Annotated in this window: 19 protein-coding genes; 6 read left to right on the forward strand and 13 right to left on the reverse strand. The window is 73.2% G+C overall.

Going from position 1 to position 18798, the window contains the following annotated elements:
- Positions 1 to 94: 94 nt before the first annotated feature.
- Both fxsA and pdxH read right to left on the reverse strand, forming a co-directional pair.
- Positions 95 to 280: an FxSxx-COOH cyclophane-containing RiPP peptide gene (gene fxsA / locus ACIF6L_RS25920; protein ID WP_396488836.1), complete on the reverse strand. Its 186-nt coding sequence runs from the start codon at positions 278 to 280 to the stop codon at positions 95 to 97.
- Between the two features lie 201 nt (positions 281 to 481).
- Positions 482 to 1114 carry a pyridoxamine 5'-phosphate oxidase gene (pdxH, locus tag ACIF6L_RS25925; RefSeq protein WP_329492207.1) on the reverse strand — a complete coding sequence of 211 codons (633 nt, stop codon included), beginning with the start codon at positions 1112 to 1114 and terminating at the stop codon, positions 482 to 484.
- Between the two features lie 416 nt (positions 1115 to 1530).
- Here pdxH and ACIF6L_RS25930 point away from each other — a divergent pair, with 416 nt between their 5' ends.
- Together ACIF6L_RS25930 and serC are read left to right on the forward strand one after the other, a co-directional pair.
- Positions 1531 to 2631, forward strand: coding sequence for a citrate synthase 2 (locus ACIF6L_RS25930; protein WP_329489199.1), 1101 nt, complete (start codon positions 1531 to 1533; stop codon positions 2629 to 2631).
- Between the two features lie 133 nt (positions 2632 to 2764).
- On the forward strand, positions 2765 to 3883 hold the full coding sequence (serC, locus tag ACIF6L_RS25935; RefSeq protein WP_329489198.1) for a phosphoserine transaminase: 1119 nt from the start codon (positions 2765 to 2767) through the stop codon (positions 3881 to 3883).
- Positions 3884 to 4092: 209 nt separating this feature from the next.
- Here the strand turns inward: serC and ACIF6L_RS25940 are convergent, their stop codons facing one another.
- A complete protein-coding gene (locus tag ACIF6L_RS25940) occupies positions 4093 to 4860 on the reverse strand; it encodes an SDR family oxidoreductase (RefSeq protein ID WP_329489197.1) in 768 nt (255 codons plus the stop codon).
- A gap of 84 nt (positions 4861 to 4944) precedes the next feature.
- Here ACIF6L_RS25940 and ACIF6L_RS25945 point away from each other — a divergent pair, with 84 nt between their 5' ends.
- Positions 4945 to 5595: a TetR/AcrR family transcriptional regulator gene (locus ACIF6L_RS25945; protein ID WP_359803798.1), complete on the forward strand. Its 651-nt coding sequence runs from the start codon at positions 4945 to 4947 to the stop codon at positions 5593 to 5595.
- Between the two features lie 62 nt (positions 5596 to 5657).
- Here ACIF6L_RS25945 and thpR read toward each other — a convergent pair whose 3' ends face one another.
- Positions 5658 to 6245, reverse strand: coding sequence for an RNA 2',3'-cyclic phosphodiesterase (gene thpR, locus ACIF6L_RS25950; protein WP_396488839.1), 588 nt, complete (start codon positions 6243 to 6245; stop codon positions 5658 to 5660).
- A 45-nt stretch (positions 6246 to 6290) separates the two neighbouring features.
- Here thpR and ACIF6L_RS25955 point away from each other — a divergent pair, with 45 nt between their 5' ends.
- Positions 6291 to 6809 carry a GNAT family N-acetyltransferase gene (locus ACIF6L_RS25955; protein ID WP_396488841.1) on the forward strand — a complete coding sequence of 173 codons (519 nt, stop codon included), beginning with the start codon at positions 6291 to 6293 and terminating at the stop codon, positions 6807 to 6809.
- A 48-nt stretch (positions 6810 to 6857) separates the two neighbouring features.
- On the opposite strand, the gene ACIF6L_RS25960 is transcribed toward ACIF6L_RS25955, so the two are convergent.
- The 7 genes from ACIF6L_RS25960 to ACIF6L_RS25990 all read right to left on the reverse strand — a co-directional run bounded on the left by ACIF6L_RS25960 (position 6858) and on the right by ACIF6L_RS25990 (position 14016).
- A complete protein-coding gene (locus tag ACIF6L_RS25960; protein WP_352291454.1) occupies positions 6858 to 8360 on the reverse strand; it encodes an MFS transporter in 1503 nt (500 codons plus the stop codon).
- Between the two features lie 134 nt (positions 8361 to 8494).
- Positions 8495 to 8929 (reverse strand): MarR family transcriptional regulator, encoded by a 435-nt coding sequence (locus ACIF6L_RS25965; protein WP_329489192.1) that lies wholly within the window; start codon positions 8927 to 8929, stop codon positions 8495 to 8497.
- A gap of 41 nt (positions 8930 to 8970) precedes the next feature.
- Positions 8971 to 10791 carry a hypothetical protein gene (locus ACIF6L_RS25970; RefSeq protein ID WP_396488843.1) on the reverse strand — a complete coding sequence of 607 codons (1821 nt, stop codon included), beginning with the start codon at positions 10789 to 10791 and terminating at the stop codon, positions 8971 to 8973.
- A gap of 66 nt (positions 10792 to 10857) precedes the next feature.
- Positions 10858 to 11694: a nucleic acid/nucleotide deaminase domain-containing protein gene (locus ACIF6L_RS25975; protein ID WP_396488845.1), complete on the reverse strand. Its 837-nt coding sequence runs from the start codon at positions 11692 to 11694 to the stop codon at positions 10858 to 10860.
- A gap of 16 nt (positions 11695 to 11710) precedes the next feature.
- Complete coding sequence (locus tag ACIF6L_RS25980) at positions 11711 to 12271, reverse strand: SUKH-4 family immunity protein (protein WP_329489189.1); 561 nt, start codon at positions 12269 to 12271, stop codon at positions 11711 to 11713.
- 36 nt (positions 12272 to 12307) lie between these two features.
- On the reverse strand, positions 12308 to 13297 hold the full coding sequence (locus ACIF6L_RS25985; protein ID WP_359803803.1) for a nucleic acid/nucleotide deaminase domain-containing protein: 990 nt from the start codon (positions 13295 to 13297) through the stop codon (positions 12308 to 12310).
- Positions 13294 to 14016 (reverse strand): WXG100 family type VII secretion target, encoded by a 723-nt coding sequence (locus ACIF6L_RS25990; RefSeq protein WP_329489187.1) that lies wholly within the window; start codon positions 14014 to 14016, stop codon positions 13294 to 13296. The genes ACIF6L_RS25985 and ACIF6L_RS25990 overlap by 4 nt, the downstream gene beginning before the upstream one ends.
- Before the next feature lie 246 nt (positions 14017 to 14262).
- Here ACIF6L_RS25990 and ACIF6L_RS25995 point away from each other — a divergent pair, with 246 nt between their 5' ends.
- Both ACIF6L_RS25995 and ACIF6L_RS26000 read left to right on the forward strand, forming a co-directional pair.
- Positions 14263 to 14676 (forward strand): VOC family protein, encoded by a 414-nt coding sequence (locus ACIF6L_RS25995; protein WP_396488848.1) that lies wholly within the window; start codon positions 14263 to 14265, stop codon positions 14674 to 14676.
- A 373-nt stretch (positions 14677 to 15049) separates the two neighbouring features.
- On the forward strand, positions 15050 to 15832 hold the full coding sequence (locus tag ACIF6L_RS26000; RefSeq protein WP_396488850.1) for an MHYT domain-containing protein: 783 nt from the start codon (positions 15050 to 15052) through the stop codon (positions 15830 to 15832).
- Between the two features lie 80 nt (positions 15833 to 15912).
- Here the strand turns inward: ACIF6L_RS26000 and ACIF6L_RS26005 are convergent, their stop codons facing one another.
- Together ACIF6L_RS26005 and ACIF6L_RS26010 are read right to left on the reverse strand one after the other, a co-directional pair.
- Positions 15913 to 17625, reverse strand: a complete 1713-nt coding sequence (locus ACIF6L_RS26005; protein ID WP_359803804.1) for a hydrogenase maturation protein — start codon at positions 17623 to 17625, stop codon at positions 15913 to 15915.
- Between the two features lie 186 nt (positions 17626 to 17811).
- Complete coding sequence (locus tag ACIF6L_RS26010; protein WP_329489183.1) at positions 17812 to 18735, reverse strand: DUF4231 domain-containing protein; 924 nt, start codon at positions 18733 to 18735, stop codon at positions 17812 to 17814.
- Positions 18736 to 18798 lie beyond the last annotated feature (63 nt).

Genomic DNA, 18798 nt, shown 5'->3' on the forward strand with positions numbered 1-18798 from the left:
GCCCGACGGTGCCGCGACTGCGCTGCTGTCCTCCCCAGCATGTCGCGAACTCCGCGGTCGCGCCCGGGAGTCGGCGAAGCTCGTGGCTCCGGGACTACAGGGCCGACTGGAAGGCCGCGACCGGCTCCGCGCCGGGGGCCAGGACGTCCGCGACCACCCGGCGCAGCAGGTCGCCGAGGACGGTGTCGGGCAGGGCGTCGATCTCGTCCAGCGGCAGGGCGGTGACGTCGACCAGGTCAGAGCCGAGTCCAACGGCGGTTCCCGCACCGGTGACGCCCATCAGTCCCTCACTCGATCTGCTCGGCCCAGCGGGCTGGTGGCCCCGGGGAGTCGACCCGGTCCGCGACGCGCATACTACACCCGCGCATGACGGGCCATCAGCTGTGCTGCGCCGCCGCGCCAGGCCCTTTCCCGGCCGGGGCGGGGTCGACGACACCCAGCGCGGCGGCCACGACGGCGGCGTCGGCCCGCCCCCCGGCGGTCAGGGGCAGAGCCGCTCGACCCGCCAGCCGGTCGGCGCCGACGGGTCGGCGAGGAAGCGGAGCCGGTCGTGCAGCCGGTTCTCCCGGCCCTGCCAGAACTCCACGCTCTCCGGGACCACCCGGTACCCGCCCCAGAACGGCGGGACCGGCACCCCCTCGCCCTCCGGGTAGCGGCGCTCCAGCTCCGCGTACCGCTGCTCCAGCACCTCGCGGCTGCCGACCGGGCTGGACTGCTCGCTGGCCCAGGCGCCGAGCTGGGAGCCGTGCGGTCGAGTGCGGAAGTAGGCGGCGGTCTCGTCCCGGCCGACCTTCTCCACCCGGCCCTGCACGATCACCTGGCGGGCCAGCGCCACCCAGGGGAAGAGCAGGGCCGCCTGCGGGTTGACGGCCAGCTCGGTGCCCTTGCGGGAGCCGTAGTTGGTGAAGAACACGAAGCCGCGCCGGTCGAAGCCCTTCAGCAGCACCGTGCGCGAGCTCGGCCGCCCCCCGGCGTCGGCGGTGGAGAGCACCATCGCGTTGGGTTCCACCACGCCGGCGTCGTCCGCCTCGTGGAACCAGCGGGTGAACTGGGTGACCGGGTCGGCCGCGAGCTGCCCCTCGACCAGGCCCTCGTGGGTGTAGTGCTTGCGCATCACGGTGAGGTCCGGCCCGGGCCGGGCCTCCTCGGCCAGGATCCGGGAGGCGGGGCTCGGGGGCGTCGACTGGGCGCGTTCCGGGGTCTGCACGTCAACATCATCCCGTACGACAAGCAACCGGCACCGCTACCTCCGGACAAACCCCCGTGGGAGATAAGGTGTCTCGCCACCGCTCGGCCGTCCGAGCTACAGGCAATTGTCCGGAAACCGATGATTGATTCCGGAGAATCGCCGGGCGCGACCGGCCCTCAGGTGAAGGTCGAGCGGTCCTGCGGGAAACATCACCACCGTGGTGTATGGCGCAATGCACCCCGTGCCTGTCAGGCTGGCACCGAGTGCCAAACACCATTCGGTCACTGGCGTACCGCCCCACCACGGCGGCCCGCCGATCACAGAGCTGAAGGAGCCGTCGCATGTCCGACTTCGTACCCGGGCTTGAGGGAGTCGTCGCTTTCGAGAGCGAGATCGCCGAACCCGACCGTGAAGGCGGCGCCCTGCGGTACCGCGGAGTCGACATCGACGACCTGGTCGGCCACGTCTCCTTCGGCCACGTCTGGGGCCTGCTGGTGGACGGCAAGTTCAACCCCGGCCTGCCGGCCGCCGAGCCCTTCCCGATCCCGGTCCACTCCGGCGACATCCGGGTGGACGTGCAGTCCGCCCTCGCCATGCTCGCCCCGGTCTGGGGCCTCAAGCCGCTGCTCGACATCTCCGCCGAGCAGGCCCGTGACGACCTCGCCCGGGCGGCCGTGATGGCCCTCTCGTACGTGGCGCAGTCCGCCCGCGGCCAGGGCCTGCCGATGGTCCCGCAGAGCGAGATCGACAAGGCCGAGACGGTCGTCGAGCGCTTCATGATCCGCTGGCGCGGCGAGCCGGACCCGAAGCACGTCAAGGCCATCGACGCCTACTGGACGTCCGCCGCCGAGCACGGGATGAACGCCTCCACCTTCACCGCCCGCGTCATCGCCTCCACCGGCGCCGATGTCGCGGCCGCGCTCTCCGGCGCCGTCGGCGCGATGTCCGGCCCGCTGCACGGCGGCGCGCCGTCCCGGGTGCTCGGCATGATCGAGGAGATCGAGCGCACCGGCGACGCCAAGGCCTGGGTGAAGAACGCGCTGGACAAGGGCGAGCGCCTGATGGGCTTCGGCCACCGCGTCTACCGCGCCGAGGACCCGCGCGCCCGCGTGCTGCGCCGCACCGCCAAGGAGCTCGGCGCGCCGCGCTTCGAGGTCGCCGAGGCGCTGGAGAAGGCCGCGCTGGAGGAGCTGCACAACCGCCGCCCCGACCGCGTGCTGGCCACCAACGTCGAGTTCTGGGCCGCCATCATGCTGGACTTCGCCGAGGTCCCGGCGCACATGTTCACCTCGATGTTCACCTGTGCGCGCACCGCCGGCTGGTCGGCGCACATCCTGGAGCAGAAGCGCACGGGCCGGCTCGTCCGCCCCGCCGCGCGCTACATCGGCCCCGCCCCGCGCAGCCCGCGCGACATCGAGGGCTTCGAGGCCATCGCGCACTGAGAAACCGCTGGTGAGCAGCGGGTCCGACGCTCCGTCGGACCCGCTGTTTCCGCAGCTCGCAGCCGTGAAGATCGCATCTCAGCGGGCGGACTGCCGTAACACTTCCGCAATCGCGGCCGGTAGGCTGCCGCCCGTGGCTCAGATCCAGATCCCCGCTGACATCAAGCCCGCAGACGGCCGTTTCGGCTGCGGCCCGTCCAAGGTGCGCCCCGAGGCCCTGAGTGCCCTCGCCGCCACCGAGACCTCCCTGCTCGGCACCTCGCACCGCCAGGCCCCGGTGAAGAACCTGGTCAAGCGCGTGCGCGAGGGCGTGAGCAGCCTCTTCTCCCTCCCCGAGGGGTACGAGGTGGTTCTCGGCAACGGTGGCTCCACCGCCTTCTGGGACATCGCGGCCTTCGGCCTGGTGCGGGAGAAGTCCCAGCACCTCGACTTCGGCGAGTTCTCCTCCAAGTTCGCCTCCTCGGTCAAGGCGGCGCCCTGGCTGGGCGAGCCGACCGTGATCAAGACCGCCCCGGGCACCCACCCGCTGCCGGTCGCCGAGGCGGGCGTGGACGTCTACGCGCTCACCCACAACGAGACCTCCACCGGTGTCGCGATGCCGATCGGGCGCCCGGCCGGGGCGGACGAGGGCTCGCTGGTCCTGGTGGACGCCACCTCGGGCGCCGGCGGCCTGCCGGTCGACATCACCGAGACCGATGTCTACTACTTCGCGCCGCAGAAGTCCTTCGCCGCCGAGGGCGGCCTCTGGCTGGCGACGTTCTCCCCGGCCGCCCTGGAGCGCGCCGCCGAGATCGCCGGCTCCGGCCGCTACATCCCGCCGTTCTTCGACCTGCCGACGGCCATCGACAACTCGTCGAAGGACCAGACGTACAACACCCCGGCGATCTCCACCCTGTTCCTGCTGGCCGACCAGCTGGACTGGCTGAACGGCAACGGCGGCCTGGACTGGGCGGTCGCCCGGACGGCCGACTCCTCCTCCCGGCTGTACGGCTGGGCCGAGAAGTCGTCGTTCGCCACCCCGTTCGTGGCGAACCCGGCGGAGCGCTCCCAGGTGGTCGGCACGATCGACTTCGACGACGCGGTGGACGCCTCCGCCGTCGCCAAGGCACTGCGTGCCAACGGCATCGTCGACACCGAGCCGTACCGCAAGCTCGGCCGCAACCAGCTGCGCGTCGCGATGTTCCCGGCCATCGAGCCGGCGGACGTCGAGGCGCTCACCGCCTGCATCGACTACGTGGTCGAGCAGCTCTGAGCACCGGCACGGTCGCGCGGCCCTGAGCGGGCCGGCACACGCGTGAGGGCCACCGCCTGCGGGCGGTGGCCCTTCCGTTTGTTCGCGCTACCTGTTGACGAGCGAGCTGATCAGGACGACCACCAGCAGCAGCACCAGGGCGCCGGTCACGATACGCATGCGAGTCTTGGGATCCACGGTCATCGAGCGTACCCGCGACCCGTCGGCGGTCAGACCCCGAGGTTGGATCCGCCGGTGGCGTCCAGGTTCTGCCCAGTGATCCAGCGGGCGTCGTCGGAGGCCAGGAAGGCCACGATGTCCGCCACGTCGGCCGCCTCACCGACCCGGTCGAAGGCCGAGTGGCCGGCCGCCCCGGCCCGGGCCGCCGGGTCGGCCAGCCAGGGGTTGATGTCGGTGTCGACGATGCCCGGCAGCACCGCGTTGACGGTGATCCCGCGCGGCCCGAGCTCCTCGGCGAGCGTCAGTGTGAGGGTGTTCAGCGCCCCCTTGGTCATCGCGTAGGAGACGGCCGACGGGAACGCGACCCGGGTGACTCCGGACGAGACGTTGACGATCCGGCCGCCGTCCCGCAGCCGGCCCAGGCCGTGCTGGACGATGAAGAACGGCGCCTTGGCGTTCACCGCGAACACCCGGTCGAAGTCCGCTTCGGCGACCTCGTGGATCCGCCCGTTCTGACCGATCCCGGCGTTGTTCACCAGGATGTCCAGGCCCTCGCCGCCGCCGTGCGCGGCGAGCCCCGCGTCGAAGGCCGCCCAGAGCGCCCGCGCGTCACCGGGCACCCCCAGTTCGGTGCCGATCGCGAAGGCCCGGCCGCCGGCCCGCTCGATCACCCCGACGACCCGCGCCGCCGCCTCGGCGTCACGGCCGTAGTGGACGGCGACCAGCGCCCCGTCGCGTCCCAACCGCTCGGCTATGCCTCGCCCGATCCCCCGGCTGCCGCCCGTCACCAGAGCCGTCCTGCCCGCAAGCGTGCCCATGGCCACGCCCCCTATTTCTGTAGCGGTCGCTAATCAAATGAACCGTACCAGAGCTTCTGTAGTGCTCGATATAGAATGACGGGCATGGCCCCCGACCCAGCCACCCCAGCCGCCGCAGCCGCCGTCCCGCCCTCCGACGCGGGCACCGGCACAGCGCGGCGCGGACGCCCCCGCTCCTTCGACCGCGAGGCCGCCCTGGAGCAGGCACTTCGGCTGTTCTGGGAGCGCGGCTGGGAGGCGACCTCGGTCGCCGACCTCACCTCCGCCATGGGCATCCGCCCGCCGAGCCTGTACGCGGCCTTCGGCGACAAGCGCGCGCTCTTCGCGGAGGTCGTCGCCCGCTACCGGGAGAGCCACGGCGCCTACTCGACCCGCGCGCTCGCCGAGGAGCCCACCGCCCGGGCCGGCATCGCCCGGATGCTCCATGAGGCCGCCGCCGAGGCCACCGACCCGGAGCACCCCTGGGGCTGCCTGCTGATCAGCTCGGCCGTGAACTGCACGTCCCCCGAGGTCGAACAGGCGCTCCGGGAGATCCGCAACGCCAACGTCCGCGCGCTGGAGTCACTGATCCGGGCGGACATCGCGGCCGGCCGCGAACCCGCCGGGGCTGACGCGGCGGCGCTGGCGCAGTTCACCGCCACCGTGCTCCAGGGGATGTCCCAGCGGGCCCGCGACGGCGCCGACCGGGCCGAGCTGGAGCGGGTCGCCGCCGACGCGATGCGGGTCTGGCCCTGAGCGGGCCACCACGCACGCGCCGGCGGCCCGGCCCCCAGCGGGCCGCCACCCCCGGGCCCGCCTCAGCTCCAGCGGGCCAGCGGCCAGGAGGCGACCGTCTCGTAGTGCGCGAAGCCGCCGTCGAGCTCGCTCTTCATCAGGTGCAGCTCCGCGGCCTCCCAGTCCGGCCCGCGGTACCCGCCGAGCGCCGACTCCAGCGCCTCCAGCTCGGCCACCGCTCCCCGCTGCGCCGCCCGCCGGTGCCCCCGGGAGGAGCCGGCCCGGGCGAGGGTGAGGTGCGGGTGGAAGGTGAACGCGTCGACCTCACCGGCCACCTCCGCGGTGGCCTCGTGCACGGCCTCGGCGAGCCGCCGCAGCGCCCACGCCTGGCCCTCCACCCCGGCCCAGAGCACCCGGTCGCCGAACCGCCCGGCGCCCGCGAGCCGCAGCCGGTGCACCCCGTGCACCCCGGCCACCGCCGCCAGCCCGGCCTCCAGCTCCGGCAGCCGCTCCACCGGCACCTCGCCGAGGAAGGCCAGGGTCAGGTGCCAGCCCTCGACGGCTGTCCAGCGCAGCCGGTCCGCCCCCGGCAGGGCCCGCACCGGGGCGACCGCGTCGGCGAGCCCCTGCAACGCCTCGACCGGCGGCAGTACCGCCACGAAGAGCCTCATGGGCTCATCTTCCCCCGCCGCCCGGTTTGGGTTAGAACCTTTTTCATGAAGATCCGTACCGGCGGCCGCGCCGACACCGCCGACATCCTCGCCCTGCTCGACGGCGCGGTGGCCTGGCTCGCCGCGCGGGGCCGCGCCGACCAGTGGGGCGACCGGCCCTGGAGCAGCGTCCCGGCCCTGATCGACCGCATCGACGGGTACACCGCCGAGCCGTTCCTGATCCGGCTCGCGACGGACGACGAGGGCCGCACCATCGGCTGCTGCGTGCTGTCCGAGCAGGCCAGCGCCTACGCCACCGCCGTGGACGAGCGCGAGCTGTACGTCCGCAACCTGGTCACCGACCGCTCCCTGAAGGGCTCCGGCATCGGCGCCGCGCTGATCGCCGACGCCCTCGACGAGGCCCGCCGGCGCGGTATCGGCCTGCTCCGGGTGGACTGCTTCGCGAGCGAGGACCGCCGTCTGGTCGAGCAGTACCGGGCGCTCGGCTTCACCGAGACCGAGGCCTTCGAGTCCGAGTACAAGGGCAGGTCCTGGCGGGGCCAGATCCTGGAGATCCGGCTCTGACCCCGCGCCCGGGGCGCACCACGCGGTGCGCTCCGGGGTGACGAGTCGTCAGCAGGCCGGTGCCAGCTCGGACTTGGCCGGGGCGACGGTGCGCGGGACGAAGGCCACCACCCGCCCGCCGCGACCCGGATGCAGATCGACCCGGACCTTCAGGTCCGCACTGCGGGCCAGCACCAGACCGACCGTGCCGGCCGCCAGCGCCGAGACCACCCCGCAGGCCAGCAGCCCGAGCCGGGGCCCGTACGAGGCCGTCACCCAGCCGACGACCGGCGCGCCGATCGGCGTGCCGCCGGTGAACACCAAAACCAGCAGGCCCATCACCCGGCCCCGCATCGCCGGGTCGGTGCCCAGCTGGAGCATCGAGTTGACCGAGGTGTTGAAGCTCAGCCCGAAGACCCCGATCAGGGTCAGCAGCAGCGCGAACGACCAGTAGTCGGGCGCGAAGGCGGCCAGCACCTCCAGCGCGCCGAAGGCCAGCGCGGCGGCGACCAGCCGGCGCAGCCGGGGCGCGCCACGCCGGGCCGCGAGCAGCGCGCCGGCCAGCGAACCGACCGCCATCGCGGTGTTCAGCAGGCCGTACTGCCCGGCGCCGACCTTGAAGGTGTCGTGGGCGAAACCGGAGAGCAGCGTCGGGAAGTTGAACCCGAAGGTGCCGATGAAGCCGGCCAGCACCATCGGCCAGAGCAGCTCGGGCCGCTCCTTGACGTACCGCAGCCCCTCCCTCAACTGCCCCTTCTCGCGGGCGATCGGCGCGGTGGGGCGCAGTTCGGACGACCGCATGGCGAGCAGCCCGCCGATCACGGCGGCGAAGGAGAGCGCGTTCACCGCGAAGGCCCAGCCACTGCCGACCGCGGCGATCAGCAGGCCCGCGACGGCGGGGCCGACCAGCCGGGCGGTCTGGAAGTTGGCGGCGTTCAGGCTGACCGCGTTGGCCAGGTCCTTGGGACCGACCATCTCGGAGACGAAGGCCTGCCGGGTCGGGTTGTCGACCACCGTGACGAGGCCGAGCAGCAGCGCGAACGCGTACACGTAGTAGGGCGTCACCACGCCGCCGACGGTCAGCACGGCCAGGCCCGCGGCGAGCAGGCCCATCGCGCCCTGGGTGTAGATCAGCAGCCGGCGCTTGGGCATCCGGTCGGCGAGCACGCCGCCGAAGAGGCCGAGCAGCAGCATCGGCAGGAACTGCATGGCGGTGGTGATGCCGACCGCGAGCGGGCTGCCGGTGAGGCTGAGGACCAGCCAGTCCTGGGCGATCCGCTGCATCCAGGTACCGGTGTTGGAGACCACCTGGCCGGCGAAGTAGTAACGGTAGTTGCGGACGCGCAGTGAGGAGAACATCCCTCCGGGCCGGGTGAAGCGGGCTCCGGTCGGGGATTCCTGAGCGGCGGGGGTGACCGCCGCGGTGCGTTCGTCGGGGTCGTCGTCGCCGTTGCCGGCCGGCCCCGTCGGGGCGGGTGCCTGGGCGTCGGCGGCCGCGGCGGTGGCCGCGGCGGGTTCGGTGGTCGGTTCGTCGGTGCGGATGGCGGCGCTGGCTGCGGCCGGCGGTGTCACGGTGCTCTCCCCTCGCGGCGCGACGACCCGGCAGGGGGTCGTCGCGCTCCTGGTTTCGGTGGTCGGTGCTGCGGTGATGCGGTTCTCCTTCGTCCTCCGGCGGCTGACCGGAACGGCTGGGCCCCGAGCGTGTCTTACAGGTGTGCGAGCTTGTAGAGCACCGGCGCGGCCGCCCGCAGGGCGGCCCACTCCTCCTCGTCGAGACCCTCGGCGAGTTCGGCGAGCCAGGCGTTGCGCCGGCGGCGGCTCTCCGCGAGGATCACCTCCGCCTGTTCGGTACTGCTGACGACCACCTGACGGCGGTCCTCCGGGTGCGGCTCCCGCCGCACCAGGCCCTTCTCCTCCAGCATCGCGACGATCCTGGTCATCGAGGGCGGCTGCACGTGCTCCTTCCGGGCGAGCTCACCCGGCGTGGCCTTCCCGCAGCGTGCGAGGGTGCCCAGCACCCCCATCTCGGTAGGGCTGAGCGACTCCTCGACCCGCTGGTGACGCAGGCGGCGGGAGAGGCGCATGGTGGACGACCGCAGCTGACTGACGGCTGCGAGGTCCTGCTCGGACATCTCGGGCATGTCCTTAGTCTATGTCATTACTCTCGCTAATGAAAATTGCTTCAGGCGCCGGCCCGCAGCCCGACGGCGGGGGCCGCGGCCCCGTGCGGCCGGGGCCGGGTGTCCACCGCGGCGAGGCCGTCCGGCATGCCCAGCACCAGCAGCGTTCCGGCCAGCGCCAGCGACCAGACCTCGGAGCCCGTCCGCAGGTCCAGCACCCCGCCGGTGCCGAGGTCGCGCACCCGGACCAGCCCGTCGGACCAGGCCGCGGCCACCACCGGGCCGGCCGCGGTCGCCCCGGCGGCCACCGCCGTCACCGGGCAGCCGCGCCGGTCGGACGGCTCGGGCATCGGCGCCGAGCGCGGGCCCCAGAGCCGGACGGCGCCGTCGAAACCGCCGCTGACCAGCAGCGGGATCTCCGGATCGGACAGCGGTCCGCCCCCGAGCGCGGCGCCGGCCAGCGCGGTGACCGGCCCCTGGTGCAACCGCTCGCTCACCACCGCGCCGTCCTGGTACCAGTGCACGGCGCCGGCCGCGTCGCCGAAGGCGGGCGCGGAGTCGGCCAGCCCGCCGATCGCGGCCACCGCGCTCAGCCCGCCGCCCGGACCGCCGGCCACCGCGCGGACCGCGTCCAGCGCCGCCATCAGCCCGTATCCGTCCAGCCCCGGCCGCGGTTCGGCCGGCACCACCAGCTCCGCCCGGCCCCAGGCGTCGAGCAGCACCACGGAACCGCCGGCCGTCACGGCCAGCCCCCGCAGCGGGCGCGGGGACGGCACCACCACGGCACCGACCCGGCGGCCGGTGGCGACGTCGAAGGTCCGCACCGCGCCGGTCGGATCGGCCACCAGCACCTGCGACAGGTACGGCCCGACCCCGGCGGTGACCGCGACGGCCGGGCCCGGCCAGTCCCGGTCAGTGCCCTCCCAGCGCGCCCAGCGCCCGGACCACGGCGCGGGCAACTGCGCGAGGACGGCCGCGGCGGCCGCGGCGGCGGTGTCCGCGCCCAGCAGCCTGGTCCGCAGCACGGCGGCCCGGACGGCCGGGTCGGGCTCCTCGATCACGGCCGGACCGGCGGCGCGCCAGGCCCGGCCGAGCGCGTCGTCCCGCCGCTCGACGGCCGCCGTCACCGGGACGGGGCGGGCCAGCGCGTAGAGCAGCGGATCGGCGGTCAGCGGGCCGGGGTCGCCACCGGCCGCGGCCGCCGTCCAGAGCGCGGACAGCGCCTCCTCGCCGGCGGACCGCAGATCGGCACCGGCCGGCACCACCGGCGGAGCGGCCGGCGTCCCGAGGACCGGGCCGGGCAGCGGGTAAGCGCCCGCGTCGCCGCCCCGGGCCGCCGCCCACTGCGCGAACCGCTCCCGGTCCGTCCACTGCGGATCGCCGAGCTCCAGCACCGCCGGCGCGGGCACCGCGGTGAACGCCGCGGCCGCCGCGCCCCCGGTCGTCGCCTCGACCACCAGGCGCACCCCGGGCAGCCGGAGCAGCGGGTCGAGCAGCCCGGTCACCAGGCCGGCCGGGTCGTCGGCCCTGTCCAGCTCGGGGACGCAGATCAGGGTCGGGCGGTTGTCCGCCGCGATCGCCTCGATCAGCGGACCCGGGGCGTGCGCCACCAGGTCGAGCTGGTGGCCCAGCGACCAGACGGCCGTCCGGAGGGTGGCCCCGGCGGCGGGCAGCACGGCGTGGATCCGCCGCTCGCCCGGCGCCTCGTCCGTCGTGCAGCCGCGGACCAGCCAGGCCAGCAGGTGCGACTTGCCGGCCCCGGGCGGCCCCGCCACCCGGCAGAGCCGCGGTGCCCGCATGTCGTCCAGCCAGCCGAGCAGTGCCAGTCCGGCCGCCCTGCGCCCCGCCCCCAGCGGCGGCATCCGTCGCCCGTCCCGCACCATTCCCGCTTCCCTCTCCTGGTTCCACCGCGGCCCGACCGCTCGGGCCTCCCCGCGCGGCCCGACCGCTCAGCCCTGCCGCTCGGCCAGGCTGATCATCAGTGCCTTGATCCCGCTCTCGCGCGACTCGGCCGTCTCCCCGTAGTCGAAGCCGTGGGTGAACTCCGCCTGCGGGAACTCCGCCGCCATCCAGCGCGCGCAGTAGTGCCCGGGCATCATGCACGGCTCCAGCTCGCAGTAGACCCGCACCACCTGCTCGGGCTCCACGCCCTCCGCCCGCAGGCGGTGCCAGAGCACCTCCTCGGGGTGCAGCAGGCCCGGGCCGCCGATGGCCGTCTCGATCCGCGTCCCGCCCTGCTCGTCGACCACCTCGAAGGCCGCCGAGGAGTCGACGTTCAGCGGGCGCCGCAGGTCGTCCAGCACCCGCGGCCACCAGCCCTCGCGGTCCTCGAAGGCGGCCGGGTCGGCCGCCAGCAGCCCCTGGCGCAGCTCCCGGTAGGCGGCGAAGGCCGCCTCCGGCCGGTCGGACGCGGCGACCGCCGGCAGGTACCGGTCCAGCAGCAGCAGCCCGGCCGCGAACGCCTCCACCGTCGAGGCGACCGGCAGCTCCGCCGGCTCGGACCCCAGCAGCAGCGCGCGGACGGACCGGTCCGGGGCGAAGAACAGCTCGGCCCCGCCGTCGGTGCCGATCCGCAGTTGGGCGGCCGACGCTCCGGCCTCCAGCCCGGCCCCGGCCGCGTACTCACCCAGCGACAGCGGGTCGGACTCCTCGGCGGCCCGGAAGTACGGCCCCACCTGGAGCGGCAGTCCGGGGTCGCGCAGCGGCCCGGCGGGCGCGACCGACAGGCTGCGCAGCCCCCGCGGCCCGAAGTGCGCCGTAAGCGCCGCCGTCAGCTCGTCGTCCATGTCCGCACCGGCCCTCTCACGTCGTCTGGTAGAAGTCGAGGAAGGAGTTCCAGAACTCCGCCTCGCTGCCGAACGGCAGATCGTCCCAGCGGCCCATGCCCTCCCGGATGTACTCCTCGGCATCGGCCCAGTCGTACGGCGTCGGCCGTTCCTCGGGCCGCGGCCGCTCGATGGCGATCTTGTACACCAGGTACGCCAGCGAGGAGATGTCACGGTGGATCAGCTGGTACTCCTCGTCGGCGTCCGGGTCGCAGACCCAGATCGTCCCGTCGTCGAGGTTGACGAACACGAACGCGCTGGACAACTCGCCCAACTGGCGCAGCGTGCCGTGCTCGGTCTCCACCAGCGAATCGGTCAGCGGCCGGGCGAACGCCCAGTCCGGGTTCTCGGGCCGCCGGTCCGCGAGCTCCTCCAGCAACCGGAACAGCCCGTTGGAGAACGGCACCCCGATCTCCGTCACGAAGCGGGCGCCGTCCCCGTCCGGCCAGATCCGGGCCGCCTCGTCGGGCTTGAACCTCAACAGGTCGCCGGGCGCGGCCTCGGCGACGACCCGGGGCCAGTCGATCCCTACCAGCACCGGTCATCCGTCCTCTCGGTCCGCCCGCCAACTGCCCTACTGTCCATGCTTCGCCTTCTTCGCCACGTGCTTCGTCTCGTGGGCCGCCTTGTCCTGCTGCCCCTGCGCGTCGAAGTCCTTCGTGCCCATCGTGCCACCATGCTGGCCCGCGGTGTGATCCTGGTGGAGCTGGTCCAGGTACGCCCGGTGGCCCCAGTCCCGGTTCTTCGTGGGGACCTTGCTGTCGTACTCCACGCCGTAGTTCACGTCGAGGTCGGGGTTCTTGGGCTGGAAGTGCCGACCGAGCCAGCGCTCGCAGTTCTCGTTGGCCTGACAGGGGGCCCGCTCGGTGTACAACTCGGAGACGTGGTCCTCCCGGCCGCCGAGCAGCGGTTTGCCGATGGACCGTTCGGAGTGGCTCCGGTCACCGCTGCGGCCGACCAGGATGATCTCGTCGCCGTCCGGGTGCTTGTACCGGAGCGCCGCGTAGTTCTTGCCGCCGTAGTCGCCCTGGGCCCGGCGGGCCTCCTCGACGGCCCGGGAGAGCGGGGTCGGAGCGTCGATCCGGCTGCTCGGGACCTTCTCGTCCTTCTTGGGGTTCCCGTCGTCGTCCTTGTCGGACTTCTTGTACTTCTTCGCGTGGTACTTGTCCTTGAGGTCGTCCGGGGAGGGGTCCTTGACCTTCTCCGAAGCCCCGTCCAGCAGGGTCTTCAGGGACTTGTCGCTCCCGTCGACGTCGACGAACTTGCCGTCCTTGATCTCCTGGACCCGGCCGTCGTCGTGGACGTAGTACTTCCGGGGCGGCGTCTTCGGCCCGTCGCCGCCGCTGCTGCCCGCCTTCGGCGGCGGCGCGGCCTTGTCCTTGTTCTTCTCGTCGAAGGTGTGGGCGTTGCCGGAGTCGTTGTCCTTGTGGTGCTTGGCGGCCTTCGACAGGTTGTCGCCGGCCTGCTTGTACATCTTCTTGGCGGCCTTGCCCATGTCGTCGGCGAGCGCCTTGCCGAGCTTCTGGGCGCCCTTCTCCAGGGCCTTGACGATCGGGTCCGTCACGCGAAACTCACCCCCGCGACCCGGCTGCTGAAGACCTGCGCGTGCTGGGCCACCTTCTCGGCCTGTTCGTGCAGGGCCTTGGCGTGCGCCTCCACCGCGTCAGGGTTGATCTTGAACTGGGTTCCCCCCGACCCGCCACCGCCGCTCAGCGCGGCCTCGGCGGCCTCGAACACCAACCCGGCCACCGCCCCGGAGACGATCTCCACCAGCGGGGTGATCGCCGCCTCGATCACCTCGGAGACGATGTGGTCCTCCAACTGGTGCGCCAGGTAGGACATCAGCTTGCGCCCGGCCTGCTGGATCGCGATCACCCCGGCCTCCGCCAGGCCGAAGGTCGCCACCGCGGCGGCCTGGGCGGCGACGAAGGAGGCGGCCAGCACGATGAGCTCGCCGAGCGCCTCCAGCTTCATCGCCACGATCACGTCGGCGGCGGTGTCCAGCGCCTTCGCCACCACGTGGGCCGCCTGGACGACCTCGTTGAAGTGCTTGTCGGACATCAGCGCCCACTTGGCGATGAGCGCCTCGTAGGACGCCCCCTCGTACGCCCCGCCGAGCTGATGGACCGTCGCCGTCGAGTCCGCGTGCAGGTCTTCGAGGCCCTTCGCGAACTCCTTGACGTGCTCCCCGAATTCACGGACCTTGTCCTCGTTGACCGAGGGCCAGTGGATGCCGATGAAGTCCAGGAGCGTCGCTACCTCGCTCGGCAGCTCGATCGCCATTGGAGAACCCCCCGGTTAACAACAATCCTTCGATATCGTCGAAAGTTTATACATCCCGCATCCCACCGACAGTGGCGGAAACGTCCTGATTCTGTAGCGATCCACCCGGCTCTACGGCGCACAGCGCCGGACACGAGCCCCCCGCACCACCGGCCGCGCCCTCCGTGACTCCCGGTGCGATGCTGGTTCTGGGGCCCGATCCACGCGGGCCCCGGCACCACCCCTCAGTAGAAGGGCCGACCAGAAATGACCGACGTCGCCGCTGAGCAGGCCGAGCAGGCCGAGCAGAACGACACCGGCTTCGCCCGCCTCGCCATGGTCACCATCGACTGCGCCGACCCGGTCGCGCTGGCCGCCTTCTACGGTGAGCTGCTCGGGTGGGAGACCAGGCACGTGGACGAGCGCTTCGCCATCCTGGACAACCCGGAGGGCGGCAGCCCGCTCGGGTTCGGACGGGTCGCCGGGTACCGCCAGGAGCCGTGGACCGAACCCGACGGAAGCAAGCACTTCCACCTGGACTTCTACGTCGACGACCTGGAGGAGGCCACCGCCCGGGCACTCGCGCTCGGGGCCACCGAGCCGCAGTTCCAGCACGGCCGCACGCTCAGGGTGCTGATCGACCCGGCCGGCCACCCGTTCGGCCTAGCCCCCCTGGAGTGACCGCGCCCCGGCGGCCGGACGCCGGCGCCGCGGCGGGCCCGGACGACACATGCGCAGGGCCCGGACGACACATGCGCAGGGCCCGTGTGCGTGCGCAGGCGGCGTCAGGGCTTGGTGGCGAGATCTTGCCGATCACGTGAAGGACGGCTCTGACCTGCGGTTTCACCAAATGATCGAACATTGTGCGACTCACCGGTAGTGGTTACTGTCCCCCGTTGTCAGGGGCACCACACGCCAGGCTTCCCCCGGGCAGGACCACGACGCCGCACGTGCCGCGTCCCGGCACTGCCGCCATCCATGACCGGCCGTTCCCGGCCGACGAGTCCGCCCGATCCTGGCGTCCGTCCTCCCCCAATCCGTCCAGGAGTTCCTCGTGGGTGAGATCCACCATGCCGACCTCGGCTGGGTGACGCCGGCGGTTTCGTACTTCGTCGCCTGTCTGGGCGCCTTCGTCGCCCTGCGCAGCGCCCGATGGGCCCTGGTCTCGTCGGGCCGCACCCGGACGTACTGGCTGCTGTTCGCGTCGACGTCGCTCGGCGCGGGCATCTGGTCGATGCACTTCATCGCGATGCTCGGCTTCTCCGTCACCGGGGCCGAGATCACCTACCGCCCGGGCCTGACCGTGCTCAGCCTGCTCGTCGCGATCGCGGTGGTCGGGCTCGGCATCTTCACCGTCGGCTACAGCCGCCACCCCCGCACCGCGCTGCTCGCGGGCGGTCTCACCACCGGCCTCGGGGTGGCCGCGATGCACTACCTCGGCATGGCCGCGATGGTCCTGCCCGGCCACCTCAACTACGACCACACCACGGTGGGGCTCTCGGTCGCCATCGCGATCTTCGCGGCGACGGCAGCGCTCTGGGCCGCGCTGAACATCAAGGGCACCGTCGCCGTCCTGGCCGCCGCCCCGGTGATGGGCGTCGCGGTGTGCGCCATGCACTACACCGGGATGGCGGCGGTCTCCGTCCGGCTCGACGCCGAACAGGGCACCCAGGGCGGTGTGATGGCGCTCCAGTTCATCTTCCCGCTGGTGGTCGGGCTGGGCTGCTACATCTTCTTCGGCTCGCTGGCCTTCGCGGTCTCGCCGAGCCGGGGGACCCTCAACGCGCAGCCGGTGCTGATCGGCCGGGCCGCCCCGCTGGCCGGCCGCGGGCGCTGAGCGCCCGGTCCGGTGGGGGCGCCGGCCCCGGCGCGACGCCCCCACCGGACCGTTCCGGCCGGTCGCACTGCGGCCGCCCGCTACTCCGGTCGGCCGAGCAGTCCCGTCAGGTGCTCCGGCGTCGCCACCGGGCAGACCTTGTGCACGAAGTCGCGCCGCAGCCGGTGGTAGGGCTCGCCCTCCCGGTAGAAGTTGCGGTGCATCCGCCGCAGCTCCTCCGTCCGGTGGTCGGCCAGCGGCCGCGCCTCCTCGTCCTCGGCCCGGCGGCGCTTCTTCTCCACCAGCCGGCCGGTCAGCTCCGGCGAGCCGGCCAGCGCGGCCGCCTCCCGCTCGACCCAGCCCCGGAACTCGGCCGCGTCGCCGCCCGCCGTCCGGTCCACCAGGCCGAGCCGCTCGGCCCGGGCCGCGCCCACCGGCAGCGTCTGCGTGGTCAGCTGCTCCGCCTGCTCGGCGCCGACCCGCCGGGGCAGCGTGTACGTCCAGTACTCGGACCCGTAGAGGCCCATCAGCCGGTAGTGCGGGTTGAGCACGGCCGACTCGCGGCACCAGACCTCGTCGGCGGCGATCGCCAGCATCAGGCCGCCGGCGGCCGCGTTCCCGGCCAGCGCCGCGACGGTGAGCTTGTCGGTGGTGGTCAGCACGGCCTCGACCAGGTCGTCCATCGCGTTGATGTTCTCCCAGGACTCCAGCGCCGGGAACGACGCCCCCTCGATCACGTTGAGGTGGATGCCGTTGGAGAAGAAGTCCCGGGCCGCGCCGAGCACCAGCACCGAGGTCGGCCGGTCGGCCGCCTCCCGGTAGGCGGCCAGCAGCCGGCGGCACTGCTCGGTGCTCATCGCCCCGCCGGCGAAGGAGAATTCGAGGAAACCGACGTCCTCCCGCTCGTGGTAGCGGATCTCCGCCCAGGTGTCCCGGCCGGCCGCCGAGGCCGGGGTGACCGGCACCTCGCGGACCCGGTGGAGGTGGTCGGCGAGCACCGTCGCGGCCGGCAGCTTGAAGGTGGCCGGCCCGCCGGGCGTCCGCCGCGGGCGCAGCTGCGGGATCCAGACCGCGCCGTCCGTGGTCGCCCGGCAGATCGCGCCGTCCCGCTGGGCGATCACCGCGCCGGGCCGGGCACCGCGCAGCTCGTCCTCGGGGTGGCCGCCGTGCAGGAAGTACTCGCGCCCGTACAGCTCGTCGAGCACGCCCGGCTGGGAGTCGCCCGCGCGCAGCTTGCGCAGCACGGTGGCGGTGTCGTCGGCCTCCCAGTCGATCCGGCGGGCCTCCTGCTTGAGGAAGGGCCGCAGCCGGCCGCCCACGTCCGGCCGGTCGTAGTCGAGCGGTTCGGGCGTGAACAGCCCGCCCTCGAAGCGGCTCACCGCGAGCAGCACCGCCTCCACGGCGGCGTCCGCGACCTCGCCCCGGTACAGCTCGCTCTTGCCGCAGGCCCGCACCGGGAAGTCCACGGACGCCCAGATGTCCCCGGCGTCCATCTCCTCCACCGCCTGGAGGACGGTCACCCCCCAGCGTTCGGCGCCTTCGGTGATCGCCCAGTCGAGCGAGGAGGGACCCCGGTCGCCCTTCGGGCCGGGGTGCACGATCAGGACGGTCCGGGTCGACCAGACGTCCTCCGGGATCGCCTTGGTGAGCATCGGGCAGATGATCAGTTCGGGGTCGGTCCGGGCCACGGCGGCCCGGACCGGCTCGTCGCCGAGCGCGAGCTGTACGGCCACCTCGTGACCGCGCTCGCGGAGTTCGGTGTGGACGCGCTGGGTCAGGCTGTTGAACGCGGTGGCGATCAGAAGAACGCGCAAAGGGGGCCTCCGGGCAGTGACTGACGTCGTGCGCGGAGGCGATGAAACCAGGGCATGGACACGTAACGATTACGGACGGCGCTTCTCCGGCCGACCCTCACCCACCTCGCACACCTGTGCCGACAGCACCCCGTACATTTCGCCCGATCTCCTCACGACCTCCCGATTCCACACCGGGTCGGCCGCTCACCGGGGGAAGGCGCGCCGGGCCCGCCAGGTGGTGTGCTCGCGCGAGACGGCGTCCTCCGCCTCGGCGGCCAGCCGGGCCCAGCGGGCCTCGGCGTCCGGGGCCTTCAGATCGAGGTCGGAGAGCTGGTTCCCGACGTTCTCCAGCTCGCGCGCGGCCAGCTGGTACGCGGCGGCCAGCGGGCGCAGCTGCTTCAGCTGGGTCCAGGCGATCACCGCGGCGGCCGCTGCCGAGCTGGCCCCGAACACGTGCACCGGCAGCGCGCCGACCGCCTGCGCGATCGCCGCCGCCGCCCCGATGATGATGAGGGCGGCGATCCCCAGCCCCCAGGAGACCGCCTGCGTCTCGCACGCCTCGGCCCGCGAGCGGTACCAGGTGCGCTGCCCCTCGACCCGGGTGCGCAGGTAGAACGTCCGCCGCGCGACCAGGCTCTCGGCGCGCACCCGGCGCATCTCCGGGGTGATCTCCACGGTGGTGTCCGGCGGCACGATCTCCGGGTCCTCGAAGGCGTGCAGCACGTCCTCCATCTGGAGCAGGTAGCCGCGGTCCACCTCCGCCGACTCCGCCTCGCCGTCGAACGGCCGGGCCCGCATCGAGTACTTCCAGGCGAGCGTCTTGACCGACTCGGCCGCCGCCCGGGCCTCGTACCACCGCCCCTGCGGGTTGCTGCGGCGCAGCCGTGACCAGAAGTAGCCGGCCACCAGGAACGCCACCACCGAGAAGAGCGGCGTGATGTCGCTGTCCCCCCGGTGCTCGGGCCCCGGCAGCGAGCCGACCACCGCGGCGATCACGAGCATCCCGATCAGCCCCCGGTACCAGCGCAGTGTCTCGCGCTGACCGTCCAGCGAGGCCTGGTCCGCCGTCCGGAACAGCTCCGGCAGCAGCCTCGCCTCGTCTCCCCCGGGCGGATCCTGTTGCACCATCGGTAGAGCCCCCTCCCCGTCTCCCGTCCAGGCAGTATGCCCACCGCCAACTGCCCTACACAG

The organism is Kitasatospora sp. NPDC086009 (genome assembly GCF_044540385.1).
GTDB lineage: Bacteria > Actinomycetota > Actinomycetes > Streptomycetales > Streptomycetaceae > Kitasatospora.

Bases quoted from the DNA above. Each gene is read 5' to 3' on its own strand.
- ACIF6L_RS25975 (WP_396488845.1), bottom strand. From the start codon at position 11,694: ATGGACGACGAGCTGACGGCGGCGCTTACGGCGCACTTCGGGCCGCGG.
- ACIF6L_RS25995 (WP_396488848.1), top strand. From the start codon at position 14,263: ATGACCGACGTCGCCGCTGAGCAGGCCGAGCAGGCCGAGCAGAACGAC.
- ACIF6L_RS25940 (WP_329489197.1), bottom strand. From the start codon at position 4,860: ATGGGCACGCTTGCGGGCAGGACGGCTCTGGTGACGGGCGGCAGCCGG.
- ACIF6L_RS25965 (WP_329489192.1), bottom strand. From the start codon at position 8,929: ATGCCCGAGATGTCCGAGCAGGACCTCGCAGCCGTCAGTCAGCTGCGG.
- ACIF6L_RS25970 (WP_396488843.1), bottom strand. From the start codon at position 10,791: ATGGTGCGGGACGGGCGACGGATGCCGCCGCTGGGGGCGGGGCGCAGG.
- ACIF6L_RS25955 (WP_396488841.1), top strand. From the start codon at position 6,291: ATGAAGATCCGTACCGGCGGCCGCGCCGACACCGCCGACATCCTCGCC.
- ACIF6L_RS26010 (WP_329489183.1), bottom strand. From the start codon at position 18,735: ATGGTGCAACAGGATCCGCCCGGGGGAGACGAGGCGAGGCTGCTGCCG.
- ACIF6L_RS25990 (WP_329489187.1), bottom strand. From the start codon at position 14,016: ATGGCGATCGAGCTGCCGAGCGAGGTAGCGACGCTCCTGGACTTCATC.
- pdxH (WP_329492207.1), bottom strand. From the start codon at position 1,114: ATGCGCAAGCACTACACCCACGAGGGCCTGGTCGAGGGGCAGCTCGCG.
- ACIF6L_RS25945 (WP_359803798.1), top strand. From the start codon at position 4,945: ATGGCCCCCGACCCAGCCACCCCAGCCGCCGCAGCCGCCGTCCCGCCC.
- fxsA (WP_396488836.1), bottom strand. From the start codon at position 280: ATGGGCGTCACCGGTGCGGGAACCGCCGTTGGACTCGGCTCTGACCTG.
- ACIF6L_RS25930 (WP_329489199.1), top strand. From the start codon at position 1,531: ATGTCCGACTTCGTACCCGGGCTTGAGGGAGTCGTCGCTTTCGAGAGC.
- thpR (WP_396488839.1), bottom strand. From the start codon at position 6,245: ATGAGGCTCTTCGTGGCGGTACTGCCGCCGGTCGAGGCGTTGCAGGGG.